Genomic DNA, 16,834 nt, shown 5'->3' on the forward strand with positions numbered 1-16,834 from the left:
GGTTTATTCGCAGACTTCCGTATTATCTACGGCAGCAGGACTCAGGTAAGGGATACTTAATTCAGATCCCCTTAATATAAACCACAATCCCAAACAAATCATAAAATAGGGAACTACCCGATTGATCTTTTGCTTAAAGAAGGAACCTACCATTCCCATACCGAAGGTTGCAATCAGCATCAGCGGTAAAGTACCTAATCCAAAAAGAGCCATATATAGTGCTGAATCAATCACATTACCTGTATTTACTGCTCCTGCAAGAGCCAGGTATACAAATCCGCAAGGTAAAAACCCATTCAACACTCCTGTAATTAAGTGATTTGCTTTATGCTGCAGTGCATAAGAAAACAATTTATTATAGTACTTTATAACTACTGAAGATTGATTTCTTAAAAAATGTCTTTTATTTAATTGAGATAAAGCGGCTAAAATAATAAAAATACCACTTAAGATACTTACCGATTGCTGTAATCCGGATAGCCAAAGCTGCTTTCCAAGAACCCCTATGATTATGCCAAGAATACTATAAGATATAATTCTCCCTACCTGATAAATTAATTTATCAAGCAACACCAACCAGCGGTTTGCATGTTTCGAAGGAATAGCAAAGGCTAATGGACCGCACATCCCTAAACAATGCACACTACCGAAGAGTCCGGTGAAAAATGCTAGTGCCCAAAGACTCATTGTATATGCAATTTTTTCTTGAACAGATAGCTTGTCGTATCACTTTTCCACTCTAATATAGCATGCCAATATCCATTCGATAAGTCTTTAAGAGACAACTCGGCATTCCCTGCTGCGTCACTATTCACCTGGTATAAACGATCCAGTTTTTTGTTACTGGCATGCAAAAACTTAATCGTTCCGGTTGCCTGCTTCTTAAACTGTATCTCGATACTTTTATTGATCCCTAAGGTTATTGTAGGCTCAGCATGATAAATAACTACATTTTTGGCTCTATTATAATCTAAATCATAACTTAAACCCTTTTCATAATAGTCACTTTCCACTAAATCATCCTTATCACTAAAGATCATCTTTGCACTCAGCACTACTATAAAAGAAATAAATAATCCTAATGCTATCACTAATTTTGTTCCCCAGTTCATCTCTTCTTAATTAGGTGGTGCAATAAAAGTTGTTTCTATATTTTCAAGTACCTTACCGGCAGACAGCACTTGCAGTTTGATGTCTGATTTATACGATTTTATATTTTTGATATCCTGTATAATGAAAAAGGTAATCTTCATACTAGCACCCTTTTTCAGCTCTTCCGGCTTGGTAATATACTGAATTTGTGTACCAGGGCCATGTGGTACTACCTGAAATTTGATCGACTGACTTGTCCGGTTATAAAACTCCGCATTATATAAATTACTTACCGTGCCATCATCCCTCATTTGATACAAGGTACCAGAAGCTCTTAATATAGTCGTTTCAATGTCTGTCCTCCTCAGTATTAAAAAAGAAAGTATCGCACTCAGAATTAATATAATAGCAGCATACGAATAGATCCTGCGGCCTACAGTAAACTGTTTTCTATTTGTGATATGCTCATCGGAGAAAAATCCAATCAAACGCTTCGGTCTATTGATCTTTTCCATTACCATATCGCAGGCGTCAATACACAGGGTGCAATTAATACACTCCATTTGAGTACCGTTACGAATGTCAATACCCGTTGGACAAACATCTACACATAAACCACAATCCACACAATCGCCTTTTACATCAGCCCCAGCTTCACGTTTTCTTTTACCCCTTGGTTCTCCACGGACATAATCATAAGCCACAATCATCGAATTACTATCCAGTAATACACCTTGCAAACGACCATAAGGACAAACTACTGTACAAACAAGTTCTCTAATTTTTGAGAATACAATATAAAACACGAAGGTAAAAATACAGATAGAGATAAACCCGGTGACATGACCAGCAAGTGGCTCTGTAATAATTTGGATCAGTTGATCAGAGCCGATAATATAAGATAGAAATATATTCGAAATCAAAAAAGAGATCAGAAGAAACAGAAAGTGCTTACTTGCCTTCTTTAAAATCTTTTCGGTAGTCATTGGCCCACTATCCAGCTTCTTTTGCTGTTTAGCATCCCCTTCTATCCATCTTTCTATCCTTCGGAATACCATTTCCATGAAAATAGTTTGAGGACAAGCCCAACCGCAGAAGACCCTTCCAAACAGAGAAGTAAAGAGCACAATGAATACAATAAAAATCAATGTGCCTAATACAAAGAGATAAAAGTCCTGAGGGGAGAATATAACCCCAAAAAAAGCAAAACGTCTTTCCAGGATATTCAGCAGAATGAGCTGTTCGCCATTTACTTTAATAAATGGACCAGCGAATAGTAAGGTCAGAAGTGCTCCCGCAAAGATATTCCTAAGCATATAAAGTTTTCCCTTTATAAGTTTAGGATACATCCATTTACGGCCTTTCCCATCTTCAGTAATAGTACTTACGTGATCTTTATAAGATGATGTTTTATCAATCATGAATAATCTCCTTATTTAAAGGATGAATAGATTCAGGAAACCTTAAACTTCCTTATCTCCCTGAGAGGCCTTCGCTCCTGCAGGATTAGTTCCTTTTAAAGATAAAATGTAATTTGCGACTTCAGCTATTTGTTTGGGAGTTAGTGTCTTTTCCCATGAAATCATACCCTTTTCAGGAATTCCATACTTAATAGTCTTAAATACATTATTAACCTTTCCACCGTGCAGCCAATACTCATCCGTAAGATTTGGCCCAACTGATCCCTGTCCCTTATCTCCATGACAAGCCACACAATTGCTAGTAAAGACTGCTTTTCCTAATGAAATAGTTGAAGCCTCTTTATCCACCTTTACGGTATTCTCATCAATAAGGTTCGCTGCGGTTGCCAGGTATTCAGCTTTCGAAACTTTAGCTTCCTCCATTTCTACCATATACTCTTCATCCTGAAGTTTACCCCATTTAAATACATGGTAGTTTAACATATAACCAACACCAAATGCGATAGATGCATAAAACAGCCACATAAACCAAGGAGGCGTAGGATTATCAAGCTCCGAAATACCATCGAACTGATGTTCCATCACAATATCCTTTTCTTCCTCTATCGGTCTTAAACTTAGCAATTTAGTAAAAATAGAAGGTTTGCTTTTTTTCAACGTAAGCCAATCCTCAAACTCAAGTTTAACGACAGGCTCTTGAGCCACATATGCAGTTGGATTGGTAAGTTCTTTGGCTAAAATCTTAAAAGTACGGAGCAACACAAAGGATACAATAAGCATCACTAAGGCTGCAAGTATAAAAACAGCGATAACAATATTCATCATCATATCCCCTGATGATGCAGGAGCAGCCGTCACAGCTTCAACCGTCTGTTCCTGAGCAGAAGCCGGAATACTGATCACAAGCATGAGTAGTATTTTATAAATGTGTTTCATTGTATTCGGGTTCTTGGTTATCTGTTTTATTTGTATCACTTTCAATTGGCATTTCACTCATATACTTGATATGGTCTTTTTTCATAAAAAAAAGCATGATAGAAACCACAATAAAAAATACGAGGAATATGCCAAAAGAGGTTATCAGGTAAACCTGACTCCCATCAACTGAACTTATAAATTGTCTGAACATGGCTTTAAAATTTATAGAATTAATTAGTTACTGCAGTCTTATTCGCTTTAATATCGATACCTAAGCGTTGGAGGTAACTAATAACAGCAATAATCTCTTTATCACTTTTAACTTTAATATTATCCTTAGCAAGGTTAGCAGAAATTGAAGCAGCCTGTTTTTTCAGATCAGCATTCGCTTCATTTTCAAAGCCCACTGGATATGGAACACCCAAAGACCGCATTGCATTGATCTTAGCGAAGGTTGTGGTAATATCCAGATCCTGCTCAGTTAACCAGGGATATGGAGGCATAATACTTCCCGGAGACATTGTTGTAGGGTCAAAAAGGTGGTTAAAATGCCATGCATTGGAGTACTTGCCCCCAACCCGATGCAAATCAGGACCTATTCGTTTAGATCCCCAAAGGAATGGATGATCGTAAACATATTCACCAGCCTTGCTGTATTCGCCGTAACGTTCCGTTTCTGAACGGAAAGGACGGACCGTTTGAGTATGACAGTTCACACATCCTTCACGAATATAAATATCACGTCCTTGAAGTTCTAAAGGAGAGTAAGGCTTTACACTAGCGATTGTAGGCACATTTGAGGAGATCATAAATGTTGGCATCATCTCCACCATTCCACCAATCAATATCGCAATAAGTGACAGCACAAGGAATTGCATTGGCCGGCGTTCAAGCTTACGGTGCCAACCTTTATCAGTTCCTTCCGGAACAAAAGCTACAGTTAAAGGCATTGCTTCTGCTGGTTCATTGGCTAAAAGTTTACCCTGAGCCATCGTTTTCCAAAGATTCCAAGTCATCACAATTACTCCCGTCAGGTATAATGTTCCTCCTACAGCTCGCAAAACATGCATTGGAATAATTGCTAAAGTAGTCTCAAGAAAATTTGGATATTTTAACATCCCTTCGGGAGTAAATTCTTTCCACATCAAGCCCTGGGTAAATCCGGACCAATACATAGGAACAGCATAGAATAAAATCCCCAGGGTTCCGATCCAGAAATGGAAACTTGCCGCTTTTTTAGAATATAATGTAGTTTGATAAATCCTTGGAATTAACCAGTATAAGATTGCGAAGGTCAAGAAACCATTCCATCCCAAAGCACCTACATGCACGTGTGCTACAATCCAATCCGTAAAGTGAGCAATACCATTAATTTGCTTTAAAGCTAGCATAGGGCCTTCAAAAGTAGCCATACCATAGGCTGTGATACCTACAACCATAAATTTCAGAATAGCATCATCTCGCACTTTATCCCAGGCACCTCTAAGGGTAAGAAGTCCGTTGATCATCCCTCCCCAACTTGGAGCAATCAACATAATGGAAAAGGCTACACCTAATGATTGTGCCCATGAAGGTAATGAGGTATATAATAAATGATGGGGACCAGCCCATATATAAATAAAGATCAGCGCCCAAAAATGCAGGATACTTAGTTTGTACGAGTATATCGGACGATTGGCCATTTTAGGAAGGAAGTAATACATCATCCCTAAAAAAGGCGTAGTTAAGAAAAACGCGACTGCATTATGACCATACCACCATTGCACTAATGCATCCTGTACACCAGCGTAAACATAATAGCTTTTGAAAAACGAAACAGGCAGCTCAAATGAATTAACCAAATGAAGAACAGCAACCGTTACAAACGTCGCGATGTAAAACCAAATGGCCACATACATATGCCTTTCCCGCCGTTTAATGATGGTTCCAAACATATTGACCCCAAATGTTACCCAGATCAGGGTAATCGCAATATCTATTGGCCACTCCAGTTCGGCATATTCATGTGAAGTTGTTAAGCCCAAAGGCAAGGTAATTACCGCAGAAACGATGATCAACTGCCATCCCCAGAAATGTATATTACTGAGCAGGTCGCTAAACATTCGCGCTTTAAGAAGCCTTTGTAAAGAGTAGTAAACCCCCATAAAAATCGCATTCCCCACAAATGCGAAAATTACTGCGTTGGTATGTAAAGGCCTTATACGTCCAAACGAAGTATATTGCGATGACATATTCATAGCAGGCTGAAATAACTGTGAAGCGATTAAAAGCCCCACTGTCATTCCTATTAAACCCCAAACAATTGTTGCAATTGCAAAGTTTCGAACGGTTTTGTTGTCGTATTCAAATTTCTCAAGCTGCATATTCAAAAAATAGGTTATGTATTCCTAATGTCAAAAATAGTTTGTTATAACTTCTATTAGAATGACATCAGTTTCTTAATAAAATGACATCAGTCACTTTTCTAATTTTTACGAATTAAGAAAACAATTTACAAGATCCTTTTATTAACAGTTTAATCATTGATTAACTGAATTATTAACAAATGAAATCGCCACTATTAAAAAGCAATGTCATCTCTATCGATTTTGGTTTATTATTATTAAGACTAGCAGCTGGAGGAACAATATTAAGCCATGGCTGGCCCAAGTTACAAAAGGCTCTTGCTGGAGTTACTGAATTCGCAAACCCAATAGGCATTGGACCTGAGTTATCGCTATATCTGGCTATTTTTGCAGAGTTTTTTTGCGGGATACTAATCATCATTGGATTTGCACACAGATTGGCCTTAATCCCTTTAATAATCACTATGCTGGTTGCCTTTTTTGTCGTTCACGCAGCAGACCCTTTTGGAACGAAAGAACTTGCATTCCTTAACCTGAGTATTTTTGTGACGTTGTTCTTTACCGGTCCCGGAAAATATGCAATAGATCGCTTGTTTAAATAAGCAACATTACTCCTTTACCTCCGCCTTCTCTTCTTCCGGTTTATCATCGTCAAAAAGCATGCGTACGGCAGGAGTATACATATCATCATGCTGACCATTTTTTAAAGCCCAAAAAAAGGCAGCTAAAAAAAGGAGTGCCATAATTACGCTCGTTCCAATGAGAAAGTATAATATATTCATCGTAGTCTGTATTTCTTAGCAAAATAGCGGTTCGCTAAATTAGTCAATATGATAATAGTAATGGTACTCATAGGCATTAATATAGCTGCTGTGAGCGGATAAAGCCTCCCCTGAACAGCAAAAAAAACACCTATCAAATTATAAATTGTCGCTATCATAAAACTACACTTTATAATTAACACTGCACTTTTTGCCTGACTTATAAACTGAGGCAACTTACCCATAGCACTTCCTTTCAAAATAGCATCACTGCCTGGGGTGAAATTATTTATATTGTCGGTAACCGCAACACCAAGGTCACTCTGGCGCAGTGCCCCTGCATCATTCAACCCATCGCCGAGCATCATCACCACATTTTGATCAACCTGAAGTTTTTGTACATACTCCAGTTTATCCTGCGGACTTTGGTTAAAAAGCATAGGTACATATTCTGGGAATACTTCCATCAGATCCTTTTTTTCATCTGAATGATCTCCTGAAATTACATGCAACCTATATTGAACTTTCAATGAAACAATAAGGTCTTTCAAACTCGTCCGCCATTTCTGATTGATCTTGAAATAACCTTTATACTGCCCATCAATACGCACATGAACAGTTGAAGCATTACTTAAGGACAAGGCTTGAGGAGATACAAATGAACGGCTTCCCATAAGCACTTCATGACGATCAAAAAATGCAGAAATACCTTTACCTGGAATCTCGCGATAGCTATCTGCCTTTAAATAATCTTTACCATCTAACCATTTCGTAATCTGACGACTTAAAGGATGAGATGAATTTCTCGCAACAGAGGAAACCAGCGAACCTTCAAAAAGGGTCAATTCTCCTGAAAAGGTTAAGTTATTAGTTTCAGGACAACTTATTGTTCCCGTCTTATCAAATACTACCGTATCAATACGGGCCAGCTGTTCAACCACATCGGTATTTTTAAGATAAAAATCATTCCGATCAAATATCCCCAGCACCGTAGATAAAGTTAAGGGAGTACTCAACGCAAGCACACAGGGACATGCCACAATAAGCACAGAAGAAAATGCATCCCAACCCTTACTTGTATCACCCATATACCACCAAAAACCCGCAGACACTAAAGCAATAGCAATAACTGCTAGGCTAAAATATTGAGCAATAGTATCATTAAAATTCTTGATCTTACTTTGATCACTTCTCTTGAAAGCTTCATTATTCCAAAGGCGGGTCAGATAACTTTGAGAGACCGGTTTCACAACTTCCAGTTCTATAGCTTCACCAATTTGCCTCCCCCCTGCATATATAATTTCACCAAGCACTTTTGATTGAGGTTGAGACTCTCCGGTAACGAAGCTAAAATCAAAACAGCCCGTTCCTTTCATCAAAATTGAATCGGCAGGTACGATCTCATTGTTACGCACTAAAATTCTTGCGCCAATCTCCAGATCGTTAATCGGAACAGGAACCTCTATCCCTTCTTCATTCAATAGCGTTACAGCCACTGGAAAATACGATCGATAATCACGATTAAAGGAAATATGGTTGTACGTGCGCTGTTTTACCCATCTTCCCATTAACAGTAGAAAAACAAGTCCGGTTAAGGTATCTGAAAAACCAGGACCCGCACCACTTATGATCTCATAGGCCGAGCGCATAAATAACACCGCTACAATCAGAGCTAGAGGTGTATCCAGGTTAATTACTTTATTTTTCAAACTTCCCCAAGCCGATACAAAGAAATCGCGACTACAGTAAAAAGTAGCTACACTGGCAAAAGCTAAATTCAGCCAACCAAATAAGGTTTGAAACTGATGCTCTAAAGAAGACAGTCCCAAATACTCAGGAAAGCTGAATAGCATTACATTTCCCATGCAAAATCCAGAGACTGCGATCTTAAGAATCAATTCACGATTTACAGCGTTGCTTTTGTCTTTAACAATATCCTGTAAACTGATAAGCGGTTCGTACCCAATTGAAATCAGAATTTCAACCAGGCTTTTCAGCGGAAGTTCATGATGATCAAAGGTAATTTCAACCTGCTTCTTTAAAAAGTCAACTCTTGAATGCGCTACAGCTGGATGAATTTTATGAAGATGCTCCAGTAACCATAGACAAGAACTGCAATGAATTGCTGGAATATAAAAGGTAATAAGCGTTCGTTTTTCATCCGTATAATCAACCAGTTTAGAAAATATACCAGGTTCATTTAAATACTCCAGATGTTGTTCAGTATAACTTTTCTTCTCTCCCGGCGAGCTATTATAATTATAATAACTACATAGATTATTTTGAGCTAATATTTGATAAACCCCCTTGCATCCTGCACAACAGAATAATTTATCATCAACTATTAAAGGTTCTGTGACAATATTATCCCCACAATGAAAGCATAATGTTTTGATCGATGTATCAGATGATGTCATAATACTTCTATAAGAGATCAAAGATGCAATATGCGTTTAAACATCCTAATGACAGACATTAATATTAAATGTGACCTTTATCACTTCTCTAGCACACGCTACATTGATTACAATCAAATTTAACAATGACCACCATCACTAACATTTTAAACTTGTAGTGCTTTATTTGTATATAACGAGACCTCCCCTTTACGTTACTAATTATGAATAAGGAGCAATTTAACTGTTTGATAAGTAAGCATATTCGGTATCTGAAGCCTCATGCAATGAAATTCACCCAGAATGAAGATGATGCAAAAGACTTGATTCAGGATACACTAATTAAAGCAATTGTAAATTGGGACAAATTCAGAGACGACACCAACATAAAGGGATGGTTATTTATCATTATGCGGAATTTATTCGTGAACCAGTATCGAAAGAAAAAATATATAACCTGCCCAATAGAGCAGGCAGAAGACTTTCAACTTCGGGTGAACAATGCAGCTGAATCGAACATGAATATTCAATATATTAATTCTTTATTGAACAAGCTGCCTTGCCAATATCAGCAACCACTTCAAATGTTCATTGATGGTTATAAATATCAAGAAATCAATGATAAGCTTAAAGGACCCATCGGAACCACGAAGAATAGAATTTACAAAGCCAGAAAGATTTTAATTAAAGCCCTTTTACCCGAAGAAAATTAAAATAAGGTCCTTGGAACAGATACATCTCATCCATTTCAAGAACCCTATTTGTGGATGCCACAATTAGAAAGCACTTATTTCATTAAATAAAGCTCATTAAACAAGAGTTTAAATGTACTATGGGACTGTGCCCTGAAAGTAATTTCAGGCCCAAAAGCATAAAACATTCCAGAACCTACCGGGGAACTGAAGGCAGCAACGCCATCTTTTAAATAGGCTTGTCCCCATGCCCAACCACTTCGCAATGGCTTATCTGTAGTAAACCACGCTAGAGGTTTCAGCCCTTTTGCCTCAGCTCCTTCATTAAGTTTAAATACAGGACTATTATCAAAATTAACATCACCCTCCTTAGGCATACCCCATGCTGCAGGTTGCTCATTGTCAAAAGATGCTCGTAATAAACTACCCGGAACATAAAACTTAGTTCCAGGCAAAGGTTTTTCAACTCCTAAACTATCCTTTTCTGCCAATGCATTACTTACAGGTAGTCCCAAATGATAAGCAAGATTTGTGCTTGTACCGATAGTAACTACACTCCCTCCGGCTTTCAGGAACTTCAACAGCTGTGGAATAGATTTTTCAGCAGTAATTTTCCCTAACATTCTCCTGTATTCTACAGGAATCTCTTCAGCTAAAGGAGGTTTGTTCATCATGGCATAACGATCGTTTTCTACCCCTTTATATGGAGGTATTGCTCGTGTAACAAACACAATCACATCATATTTTTTATTCAAATTTCCAGCATCAATCTGCTGAGGGTAGATCACTTCAAAAGGAAAGTGGTATTGCTCCATGATCCAACGCACCCAGCCTGATGGAATTGAACCACCATATGTATCCCAAAGAGCAATCCGCATAGGAGATACTTTTTTGAGCCCATCTGGCCGTTGTGCCGCTACCATAACTTTAATACCCAGATTTATTACTGATTTTTCAAGTACTGATTTCGCTTTAGCACTACCTGCAACATAGAAAGTTCCTGCAGTAATATCCGGCAATCCATCAATACCTTTTGGCAAACGATATACCACCAAACCAGCTTTCAATAGATCATTCACAGCAATGAACGAATTATTCACTTTTGCATCAAGATAATAACCTGATGCAGCAGTAGCAGCCAATGTTTGCTTCAAAGGTTCCTGCAATTCGCCATAAGGCACTTGCTGAAAGGGCCCATCAAAATCATCAAGGATCCGGTCGAAGTCTACACCCATTTGAAAAGCCAAGGTCCAGCCTGCCGCATCATAAGGCCGTATCGGTGGTCCTCCCGGATACTGAAAATCATTAGGATGATCCTGAGGCTCAAACATATCCAAAACATGCGGACGAAAAGCCTGATTAGTTTTCACAATATAGGATCCCGCTAAATACGATTTACCTTTTACTGTAAAACCAGCAGTTGCCTTTTCAACAGATATACCCGTTTTAATAAGTGCATTAATAAACTTTACTGCAGTTGGAAAGTCAGTCTGGTCTGCAGAAATAATATATCCTCTGGGATCCCTCAATTCAGGATTCTTCAGTACATCATTATAATATTTGATTGGAATTTCATTACCGCGTGTCATCCATCCCATCGGATCATTCGGATCCACTTTAACCTCTTTGCCCAGAGCTTTCTGGTCAGCAGCATACGATGTTGAAATCTTGTTTGATTTATTGGGCGACAAGGTCCAATTATCCTTATTACCTCTATCTATACCATTCTTGCCCATTTTGTAAATATTGAACAAGACTTCATCCCGCTGCCGTGCGGCATAATCTAAAACAGCATAGTTTAATGATACTGAATAATCTATAGATTGTCTGAAATGCCATTCATCCTGTGGTAAAACAGGATTTGGTGTTGCCCCATTAGGTATCAGCCTTGCAGGAACTAACGGAACTTTTTCAGGTGTAGGATTGCCTATGATCTCAGTAAGCAGACCAATCATATTATGATATTGTGTAGTGGTACGCAATCCCCCGTTATACCAGGTAGAAAAACTTGATCCGTTTAAACGGGTATACCCTGGTTTGTCCTCAACATTTAGCCTGTTATACATGGCTGCCCCTAATGCATCAATACCGGTTATCATGAGTGGATCAAAAAAGTAATTAAAGGGATCCCTATATGGCGGACCTGCAAGAACTGAACCTTCCGGACCTCTTTGATGATGATTATACATAATTTGAGGCATCCACTCCAGGAAGAGCTGGCGTCCCATATTCCAAGACTCCTTCATATTCATGATATAAAAATCACGGTTATTATCATGCCCGATATACTTTTGGTATAATACTGGCAACTGATTAACCGTACGCTTTTTAACATCAGCATTGCGCATATACCAGTTGGAAACAAGCTCTTGCCCATCCGGATTAGCATGCGTAAACAAAATCACCACATTTTTAAGGATTCGCATAGTTTCAGCGTCATTCCTACTTACAAAATTGTAAATAGTTTCTATGAGCTGATGGGAACCAACAACTTCATTAGCATGAAGCCCGCCATCAATCCAAACCACTGCTTTGCCCTCTTCCGACAGAGAAAGTGCTTGTGCATCTGTCAACCCCTCAGCCCGCGCCAGCCTCTGGGAAATCTCCTTATACTTCGCTATATTTTTTATGTTTTCAGGCGATGAAACCACAAGCATATATTGGTGCCTTCCTTCTTCTGTTAGCCCAATGTCGGTTAATTTTACGCGATCTGACGTCTCCGCAATTTTTTTTAAATACGCTTCTATTTTTGTGTAGTTCGTTAACTTATAATCATCACCTATATTAAACCCGAAAAATTCTTTAGGAGATGGAACAGTTTGCGACTGGCTCATAAAGGATGAAGCAACTAATGCCGCAGTAAGGATACTGATAATTTTGATTTTCATTTTTAAGGGATGAATTTTAGTACTCGTTCGTTATGCGCAATTATTTCCTGTAGTCAAGAGCAGGTTTTCTATCCCCCAGCATCGATTCATATTTAAAATCAGCCCCTCTTCTTTCTGCAAATTCCTTTTTAGCAGCTGTTAGCACGTCCGGACTATTAAACAAATCGTAGGCAGATAACGCAATTGTTTTTGCCGCTACCATCATACCTTTTGCTCCTATTGTGTTCCCTGCAGCGGCCACATTTTGCCAGCTATGTCCCGAAGATCCAGGAACAAACGTTGCAGTCATAATTCCAGCAGTTGGCGTATTCCAGCTTACATCACCTACATCAGATGAAGCACCACCAGTACCTCCTTTTTCAATTACTTCAAACGGAACTACCGAATCTGTTGTCTCTAACGGCGGGTTTTTACCCCCATGAAAAGTAGACTGTATCTTTTCTGCGAAAGCCTTTTCCGCCGGGGTATAAGCAAAACCACCCACTATTTTCAGATTTTCGTACATGATCTTCGAAAGAGGAACATTAGGCAACATATTATAGGTACCACCAATCACCTCATAATCCATAGTTGTGCCTGCTCCCATGGCAGCACCTTGTGCAGCCTTAACTACCCGGTCCCACACATCTTTTAACACCTGAATATCCGGATTTCGCACATAATAATATACCTCAGCAAAGGCAGGCACTACATTTGGAGCCTCACCACCATGCGTAATCACATAGTGAATCCGGGTATCTGAAGGAATATGTTCACGCATCATATTCACCATATTATCCATTCCTTCTACAGCATCAAGTGCCGACCTTCCTTTTTCTGGTGCTGCAGATGCATGAGCCGCAATGCCATGAAATCTGAATTTTGCACTTTTATTTGCCAACCAAGGAAAGACACTTGCAGTGTTGTCGTTACCCGGATGCCAGTGTAATACGGCATCCACATCATTGAACAGACCTGCACGCACCAGGTAAACCTTACCTGATCCTCCTTCTTCAGCCGGACAGCCATACACCTTTAGTGTACCTTTCCCTCCTGAACTTTTCATCCAATCTTTTACAGCAATAGCCGCTGCTACAGAAGCGGTACCAAACAAATTATGACCACAACCATGTCCCGCAGCACCCTGTACCAACGCTTTTTGCACAGGCTCATCTGTTTGTGACAGACCAGGCAAAGCATCAAATTCAGCTAAGATTCCAATAACAGGTTTCCCTGATCCGTATGTAGCCACAAATGCAGTTGGAATTTCTGCCACCCCCTTAGTTACCATAAAACCAGCCTGCTTTAACTTATCTTCCAGCAATGCCGAACTTTTTACTTCCAAGTATCCTGGCTCTGCATACTCCCAGATTTGTTTCGCAATTTTAGCATACTCCACTTCGTGACTCTGTATCGAAGTAATCATCTTTTCTTTATCGGCATTCTGAGCCATTGCAGCAAGAGAGATGTTGAAGGCAATACTTAGCACTATAAATCTTCTATTCATTACAATGATTTAACATTAAATTATAGGTTTCTATAAAACTCATGCGAAGCAATCGCATGAGTTTTAGTATTTACATTCGTATTATTCGTTATATAACAGGTTATATAACATCTTAAAGGTACTGTGAGACTGACCTCTAAAGGTTATTTCCGGACCAAATGCGTAAAATTTACCCTTACCTACTGGAGCTACAAAAGCAGCTACACCATCCTTCAAATAAGCTTGTCCCCATGCCCATCCACTATGAAGAGGTTTATCTGTCGTAAACCAAGCCAAAGGTTTAATGCCTTTTGCTGCAGCCCCAGCTTCCAGTTTAAATACCGGACTTCGATCAAAATAAACGTCATTTTCTCCCGGCATACCCCAGTTAGCCATTTCTAAAGTATCCAGACTAACCTTTAATAAACTTCCTGGAATATAGTATTTGGTAGCCGACAAGGGTTTGTCCTTGCCATCTTTACCCGGTTCAACCAATGCATTTTTCACCGGCAATTGCAAATGATACGCCAGGTTTGTACTCGTACCTATAGTCACAACATGACCACCCGATTCCAAAAACTTCTTTAACTGTGGTATAGATTTTTCAGGAGTGATTGTTCCAATCCATGGACGAAACGCAACAGGTATTTCTTCTGCTTTAGGCTGACGTCCAGCATAACGATTCACTTCAGGTTTCCCCACCGGAGGTATAATTCCTGTCACCAATATAATAGCATCATATTTTTTATTCAAATTACCTGCATCAATATCCTGAGGATAGATCAACTGATAACCAAAATGATACTGCTCCATTAACCAACGAACCCATCCGGCAGGAATTGAACCTCCATACATATTTACGATGGCAATCCGGGATGCTCCAATTTTGGTTAATACTGCAGGCTTCTCTGTTGCCGACTTAATAGTAAGCCCATATTGCGCCTCACTTTTAGTAAGAATTGCCTGAGCTTTCGCATTTCCGGCAATGTAAAAAAATCCAAGTGTAGCTCCTGAAGTGGACCTATATACCTCAACTCCCGCTTTCAGCAGGTCATTAACAGCAATAAATGCATTATTTTCCTTCGGATCTATTAAATATCCGGCTTTAACAATTGCAATAGTTTGTTTAGGTGGCGACTGTAACGCTCCATAAGCTACTTGTTCAAATGGACCTTTGTAATCTTCCAGGATCCGATCAAACTTAACTCCCATCTGAAAAGCTAGTGTCCAACCCGCAGCATCATAAGGACGTATTGGTGGACCTCCCTCATATTGGAAATCATTTGGATGATCCTGAGGCTCAAACATATCAATTACATGCGGACGAAAAGCTTGTGCCGTTGACACAATAAATGACCCTGCCGGATATTCTTTACCACCTACATTAAAACTTCCAGTAGCCTTTTCTACCGAAATTCCCGAAAGCAGTAAAGCATTAATAAACCGTACAGCTGTTGGAAAATCAGCCTGATCGGAAGGAATAATATAAGCTCGAGCATCACGGAGTGCTTTATCCTTAAATATAGCATCGTAGTACTTGGTCGGAATATCACCTTCTCCTCCAAAGGAAAATTCTTTCGAAGCATCACTTTCAGCCTTTACATCTTTTTGATCTTTTTGATAAGCATCTTTTATCGCCTGAATATATTTAGGATAATAAGTCCAATTATCCCCTTTACCTTTTTCTATAGCATTATGCCCCATCTGGTAGATGTTGTACAAAAGCTCAGATCTACTGCGCGATGCATAATCAAGTACAGCATAATTTAACGAAACTGAATAGTCTATCGACTGACGGAAATGCCATATTTGAGGCTTCACAGGATTTGGAGTTGCCCCAGTAGGAATCAAACGATCTGGAACTAAAGGAATAGTTTCGGGTGTTGGACTTCCAATTATTTCTGTCAGCAAGCCTACCATATTATGAAAATAAGGAGTGGTACGCAATCCGCCGTTCCACCATGTAGAGAATTGTGATCCATTACGCTGTGTATACCCTGGTTTGCCCTCCACATTAAGGCGGTTATTCATTGCTGCACCTACGGCATCAATACTGGTTACAATAAGTGGATCGTAAACATAATTAAAAGGGTCGCGATACGGTGGCCCAGCCAATACAGATCCTGCAGGTCCCCTTTGATGATGATTATACATGATTTGAGGAATCCACTCAACAAACAGCTGTTTGCTGATGTTCTGACTTTCCTTCATGTTCATCATATAAAAATCACGGTTATTATCATGACCTACATACTTTTCGTATAAGCGTGGAATGTCCATCTTGCGCTTCAACGTATCTGCTTCCCGCATATACCAATTGGTAACCAGCTCCTGACCATCCGGATTTGCATGTGCAAGCAGAACAATGTCGTTATTTAAAATCGTCAACGTTTCCTCATCCGTGCGGGTAACCAGCTGATACATCGTTTCCAGAAGCTGATGTGCCCCCACAACTTCTGTAGCATGCAACCCTCCATCTATCCAAATGACAGACTTGCCCTCATCTGCTAATTTATGTGCTTCCGCTGGAGTTAGCCCCTCTGCCCTTGCCAGCTTTTGTGAAATCTCTTTATAATGATCCAGTTTCTTAATATTTTCTGGTGAAGAGACAATAAGCATATATTGATGCCGCCCCTCTTCAGTCATCCCGATATCAACTAATTTCGTTCGGTTAGAAGTAGCCAGCTTTTTAATGTAAGCCTCCGCTTGCGTATAAGTCGTTAGTTTGTAATCGTCACCAATGTTAAATCCGAAGAACTCCTTTGGTGAGGGAATAGATTGCGATTTAGCTATTGTTATGGTAAACAACAGTACAGTCAGGGTAAATATCCTATAGGTTTTATTGACCATTTTTAA

General features: G+C 39.3%; 13 protein-coding genes. 2 read left to right on the forward strand and 11 right to left on the reverse strand.

The window, feature by feature from the left end:
- Window positions 1–3 precede the first annotated feature (3 nt).
- Genes ADIARSV_RS07645 through ccoN form a run of 6 tightly spaced genes read right to left on the reverse strand, consistent with a single transcriptional unit; the run spans window position 4 to window position 5,794 of the window.
- Window positions 4–687 (reverse strand): sulfite exporter TauE/SafE family protein, encoded by a 684-nt coding sequence (locus ADIARSV_RS07645; RefSeq protein WP_040299435.1) that lies wholly within the window; start codon window positions 685–687, stop codon window positions 4–6.
- Window positions 684–1,112 carry a FixH family protein gene (locus tag ADIARSV_RS20475; RefSeq protein WP_016194876.1) on the reverse strand — a complete coding sequence of 143 codons (429 nt, stop codon included), beginning with the start codon at window positions 1,110–1,112 and terminating at the stop codon, window positions 684–686. The genes ADIARSV_RS07645 and ADIARSV_RS20475 overlap by 4 nt, the downstream gene beginning before the upstream one ends.
- A gap of 6 nt (window positions 1,113–1,118) precedes the next feature.
- Window positions 1,119–2,513 (reverse strand): cytochrome c oxidase accessory protein CcoG, encoded by a 1,395-nt coding sequence (gene ccoG / locus ADIARSV_RS07655; protein ID WP_016194877.1) that lies wholly within the window; start codon window positions 2,511–2,513, stop codon window positions 1,119–1,121.
- A 42-nt stretch (window positions 2,514–2,555) separates the two neighbouring features.
- Window positions 2,556–3,449: a cbb3-type cytochrome c oxidase N-terminal domain-containing protein gene (locus tag ADIARSV_RS07660; RefSeq protein ID WP_235048382.1), complete on the reverse strand. Its 894-nt coding sequence runs from the start codon at window positions 3,447–3,449 to the stop codon at window positions 2,556–2,558.
- The gene (locus tag ADIARSV_RS07665; RefSeq protein ID WP_016194879.1) at window positions 3,433–3,642 is read right to left on the reverse strand and encodes a hypothetical protein; all 210 of its coding nucleotides are present in this window, start codon (window positions 3,640–3,642) and stop codon (window positions 3,433–3,435) included. Before ADIARSV_RS07665 ends, ADIARSV_RS07660 begins: the two co-directional genes overlap by 17 nt.
- A 19-nt stretch (window positions 3,643–3,661) precedes the next feature.
- Window positions 3,662–5,794, reverse strand: a complete 2,133-nt coding sequence (gene ccoN / locus ADIARSV_RS07670; RefSeq protein ID WP_016194880.1) for a cytochrome-c oxidase, cbb3-type subunit I — start codon at window positions 5,792–5,794, stop codon at window positions 3,662–3,664.
- A 182-nt stretch (window positions 5,795–5,976) separates the two neighbouring features.
- Here ccoN and ADIARSV_RS07675 point away from each other — a divergent pair, with 182 nt between their 5' ends.
- Window positions 5,977–6,378 carry a DoxX family protein gene (locus ADIARSV_RS07675; protein WP_016194881.1) on the forward strand — a complete coding sequence of 134 codons (402 nt, stop codon included), beginning with the start codon at window positions 5,977–5,979 and terminating at the stop codon, window positions 6,376–6,378.
- 6 nt (window positions 6,379–6,384) lie between these two features.
- Here ADIARSV_RS07675 and ccoS read toward each other — a convergent pair whose 3' ends face one another.
- Window positions 6,385–6,558, reverse strand: coding sequence for a cbb3-type cytochrome oxidase assembly protein CcoS (ccoS, locus tag ADIARSV_RS21030; RefSeq protein ID WP_083936539.1), 174 nt, complete (start codon window positions 6,556–6,558; stop codon window positions 6,385–6,387).
- Window positions 6,555–8,954, reverse strand: a complete 2,400-nt coding sequence (locus tag ADIARSV_RS07680; RefSeq protein WP_016194883.1) for a heavy metal translocating P-type ATPase — start codon at window positions 8,952–8,954, stop codon at window positions 6,555–6,557. Before ADIARSV_RS07680 ends, ccoS begins: the two co-directional genes overlap by 4 nt.
- A 203-nt stretch (window positions 8,955–9,157) precedes the next feature.
- On the opposite strand from ADIARSV_RS07680, the gene ADIARSV_RS07685 reads away from it, so the two are divergent.
- Window positions 9,158–9,646 (forward strand): RNA polymerase sigma factor, encoded by a 489-nt coding sequence (locus tag ADIARSV_RS07685; protein WP_040299436.1) that lies wholly within the window; start codon window positions 9,158–9,160, stop codon window positions 9,644–9,646.
- Window positions 9,647–9,720: 74 nt separating this feature from the next.
- Here ADIARSV_RS07685 and ADIARSV_RS07690 read toward each other — a convergent pair whose 3' ends face one another.
- From ADIARSV_RS07690 to ADIARSV_RS07700, 3 genes are all read right to left on the reverse strand, one after another.
- A complete protein-coding gene (locus tag ADIARSV_RS07690) occupies window positions 9,721–12,513 on the reverse strand; it encodes a M14 family metallopeptidase (RefSeq protein WP_016194885.1) in 2,793 nt (930 codons plus the stop codon).
- A 40-nt stretch (window positions 12,514–12,553) separates the two neighbouring features.
- Window positions 12,554–13,999 (reverse strand): amidohydrolase, encoded by a 1,446-nt coding sequence (locus ADIARSV_RS07695; protein ID WP_016194886.1) that lies wholly within the window; start codon window positions 13,997–13,999, stop codon window positions 12,554–12,556.
- A gap of 81 nt (window positions 14,000–14,080) precedes the next feature.
- Window positions 14,081–16,828 (reverse strand): M14 family metallopeptidase, encoded by a 2,748-nt coding sequence (locus tag ADIARSV_RS07700; RefSeq protein ID WP_016194887.1) that lies wholly within the window; start codon window positions 16,826–16,828, stop codon window positions 14,081–14,083.
- Window positions 16,829–16,834 lie beyond the last annotated feature (6 nt).

It is taken from the genome of Arcticibacter svalbardensis MN12-7 (genome assembly GCF_000403135.1).
Lineage (GTDB): Bacteria > Bacteroidota > Bacteroidia > Sphingobacteriales > Sphingobacteriaceae > Arcticibacter > Arcticibacter svalbardensis.

Excerpts from the sequence above, each read along its gene's own strand:
- ADIARSV_RS07645 (WP_040299435.1), bottom strand. The coding sequence starts at position 687 with ATGAGTCTTTGGGCACTAGCATTTTTCACCGGACTCTTCGGTAGTGTG.
- ADIARSV_RS20475 (WP_016194876.1), bottom strand. The coding sequence starts at position 1,112 with ATGAACTGGGGAACAAAATTAGTGATAGCATTAGGATTATTTATTTCT.
- ccoG (WP_016194877.1), bottom strand. The coding sequence starts at position 2,513 with ATGATTGATAAAACATCATCTTATAAAGATCACGTAAGTACTATTACT.
- ADIARSV_RS07660 (WP_235048382.1), bottom strand. The coding sequence starts at position 3,449 with ATGAAACACATTTATAAAATACTACTCATGCTTGTGATCAGTATTCCG.
- ADIARSV_RS07665 (WP_016194879.1), bottom strand. The coding sequence starts at position 3,642 with ATGTTCAGACAATTTATAAGTTCAGTTGATGGGAGTCAGGTTTACCTG.
- ccoN (WP_016194880.1), bottom strand. The coding sequence starts at position 5,794 with ATGCAGCTTGAGAAATTTGAATACGACAACAAAACCGTTCGAAACTTT.
- ADIARSV_RS07675 (WP_016194881.1), top strand. The coding sequence starts at position 5,977 with ATGAAATCGCCACTATTAAAAAGCAATGTCATCTCTATCGATTTTGGT.
- ccoS (WP_083936539.1), bottom strand. The coding sequence starts at position 6,558 with ATGAATATATTATACTTTCTCATTGGAACGAGCGTAATTATGGCACTC.
- ADIARSV_RS07680 (WP_016194883.1), bottom strand. The coding sequence starts at position 8,954 with ATGACATCATCTGATACATCGATCAAAACATTATGCTTTCATTGTGGG.
- ADIARSV_RS07685 (WP_040299436.1), top strand. The coding sequence starts at position 9,158 with ATGAATAAGGAGCAATTTAACTGTTTGATAAGTAAGCATATTCGGTAT.
- ADIARSV_RS07690 (WP_016194885.1), bottom strand. The coding sequence starts at position 12,513 with ATGAAAATCAAAATTATCAGTATCCTTACTGCGGCATTAGTTGCTTCA.
- ADIARSV_RS07695 (WP_016194886.1), bottom strand. The coding sequence starts at position 13,999 with ATGAATAGAAGATTTATAGTGCTAAGTATTGCCTTCAACATCTCTCTT.
- ADIARSV_RS07700 (WP_016194887.1), bottom strand. The coding sequence starts at position 16,828 with ATGGTCAATAAAACCTATAGGATATTTACCCTGACTGTACTGTTGTTT.